General features: G+C 43.0%; 4 protein-coding genes. 1 reads left to right on the top strand and 3 read right to left on the bottom strand.

Annotation, left to right across the window (positions count from 1 at the left end; all coding sequences use genetic code 11):
- On the bottom strand, window positions 1-551 hold a 551-nt coding region (locus VIM91_RS02340; RefSeq protein ID WP_331863216.1), incomplete at its 3' end, for an outer membrane lipoprotein-sorting protein.
- A gap of 25 nt (window positions 552-576) precedes the next feature.
- Entirely contained in the window at window positions 577-900 is a 324-nt protein-coding gene (locus VIM91_RS02335) for a metalloregulator ArsR/SmtB family transcription factor (protein ID WP_331863215.1), read from the bottom strand.
- A 223-nt stretch (window positions 901-1,123) separates the two neighbouring features.
- Here VIM91_RS02335 and VIM91_RS02330 point away from each other — a divergent pair, with 223 nt between their 5' ends.
- The gene (locus tag VIM91_RS02330; protein WP_331863214.1) at window positions 1,124-1,573 is read left to right on the top strand and encodes a DsrE family protein; all 450 of its coding nucleotides are present in this window, start codon (window positions 1,124-1,126) and stop codon (window positions 1,571-1,573) included.
- 87 nt (window positions 1,574-1,660) lie between these two features.
- Here VIM91_RS02330 and VIM91_RS02325 read toward each other — a convergent pair whose 3' ends face one another.
- Window positions 1,661-2,017: a putative quinol monooxygenase gene (locus VIM91_RS02325; protein ID WP_331863213.1), complete on the bottom strand. Its 357-nt coding sequence runs from the start codon at window positions 2,015-2,017 to the stop codon at window positions 1,661-1,663.
- Between the last annotated feature and the right edge of the window lie 119 nt (window positions 2,018-2,136).

The following is a 2,136-nucleotide window of genomic DNA, read 5'->3' as shown; positions in this document are numbered from 1 at the left end:
TGATCGTAAAACACATTTTCTAAAATCACATAATCATCTCGAATTTTGGCGACTTCTTTGCCCCACACCACCGGTGCATTGGGTTTGGGAATGGCTTCGATGATATAAACCTTATGGCCATCTTGTTGGCGTGTTTCAACTAAGGTGTGGGTATAGTTATCTAGGGTTTGATCGGAACGCGCTAAATCGTTATAAGAAAAGTCCGAACCCATCCAAGATTGCGTCATCATACTGGCAGGTAATTTGGTGACGCGGTTAAGTTTGGGGGTGAAAATCCACATTTCGTTATCGAGTTTAAGGGTGGCGTTGTCAGCATCACGCGGCGGATAAACAAACCGAATCAGCGAATCTTTCATGCCTCGCGTCCAGCCCTCTAAACGCATATCACGCTGCCAAGTGGGTCGATGAATGGTCATTTCGGTTACGCTATAGGACGTGTCGCCACGCCATAGATCGAGTGAGGCTTCGATAATTTCCGCCGCCGTTTTGGCTTGGCCAAGTACCAGGCCTGGTATTAAGCTTAGTGTCAGACTAATTAAGGCTACGCGCATAATTGAATTCCTTGGCCAGTTTTAATTAACAGGTTTGGCAAGCTGATTGTTTTAAGCGTGTTAAGTCGACTTTAAGCTCACTGATTTGAGTTAAATCGACCGATGATAATAAAGGCACGGCGGCCGGTAACAAACGATAATGCGCCCATGTACCCTTCTTTTCCGCCACTACCAAGTCGGCGTCACGCAAAATGGCTAAATGGCGTGAGACAAAACTTTGGCCAAAATCAAGCACGCGCATGAGTTCACACACACATAAAGAGTCTTGCTGGCTCAGAAGGTTAACAATACGCAAACGCGCCGGATGGCCAAGGGCTTTATATTGATTGGAAGCGTGATCCAGTGTCATGACTTAACTCGTATTTAATGTTTCGTTAGATAGCCTAATTTATACACATTCTAACACTCCCTTTATAAGGGGCAATAAATCAACAAATAATTGATGCTAGTCCTTAGCATTTGGGTGGGTTATTAGTCTGTTCTATGTGGCGATTACAATATTCAGCGCGCGCACTAGGGTCTTGTTGAATAGAATGAACTCGCTTAAAAAATAACAATTGGAGTTTACAAGCATGAAGAAATTATTAGCCGGTATCGCCACTCTTTGGATTATGGCATTTAGCGCCCACGCAGAATATGTTAAGCCGAACATTACACACGAACCTTATGGTAACCAGAAGGTTGTCTATCAGCTAAACACGAGTAACGTGGATATGCAGGTTCAGATTTTGCGCAATATCAATAATCATGTTCGCGCTGTAGGCGCAGATAATATGGATTTGAAAGTGGTGGTGTTTGCAGGTGGTATGTCGGCGTTAGAAACATCGAAGCCTGAAATTGTGTCTGCGATTGAAAACCTACGTTCGCAAGGTGTGGATTTTTCAATTTGCAACAACACGCTAAAAGCACGTAATGTTGATTGGCGTACATTAAAAGATGTAAAAGAAACCGACATCGTGCCAGCCGGTGTGGCCGAGTTGGCCTACCTTCAAGGTAAAGGTTATATTTACGTTAGACCTTAATTATTAAGTCTAAATTATTGAGTGCGCAACGCCGTTGCGCACTTTTCAAATCATCTTGATCTCTTGTCATTCAATTCGCGTTATCACTTAATTTATCGCCAATTTGGGTGCATCGTAATCTTGCGGTTCATCGCTATAAACACACACATTCCACTTAGCCGCTAGGCCAGTTTCTGCAACACAATAAGTTTGGAAAAAATCTACAATCTCCGCGCGCTGACAATGGGCTTCAAAACAGGCCATGTCTTGCCAAATTTCATGAAACACGATCGGCATACTTTCACCATCTGCAAACGGGCTTTGAATATGTCGGGTGACACGATACTGAATGCAACCGTCTTCGCGTAGTGTATTAGGTTCCAAAGATTGCAGTACTCGAAATAATTCTGACTCTTTTCCAGGTTTAGGTAAAAACTGGGCGGTACAGTAAACACGGCTCGACATGGACTATTCCTTTAAAGTTAGAAAGCCAACATGCTAGCACAGCAAAACATACAAGGTTTTGAAATAAGGCGATAAGTTAAATGGATAAATTGAGTTGAATTGAAAGTTGGAAGGGATAG

The sequence above is a fragment of the Thiomicrospira sp. genome (assembly GCF_036568485.1).
Lineage (GTDB): Bacteria > Pseudomonadota > Gammaproteobacteria > Thiomicrospirales > Thiomicrospiraceae > Thiomicrospira.
This window is presented reverse-complemented; position numbering and strand designations above follow the sequence as displayed.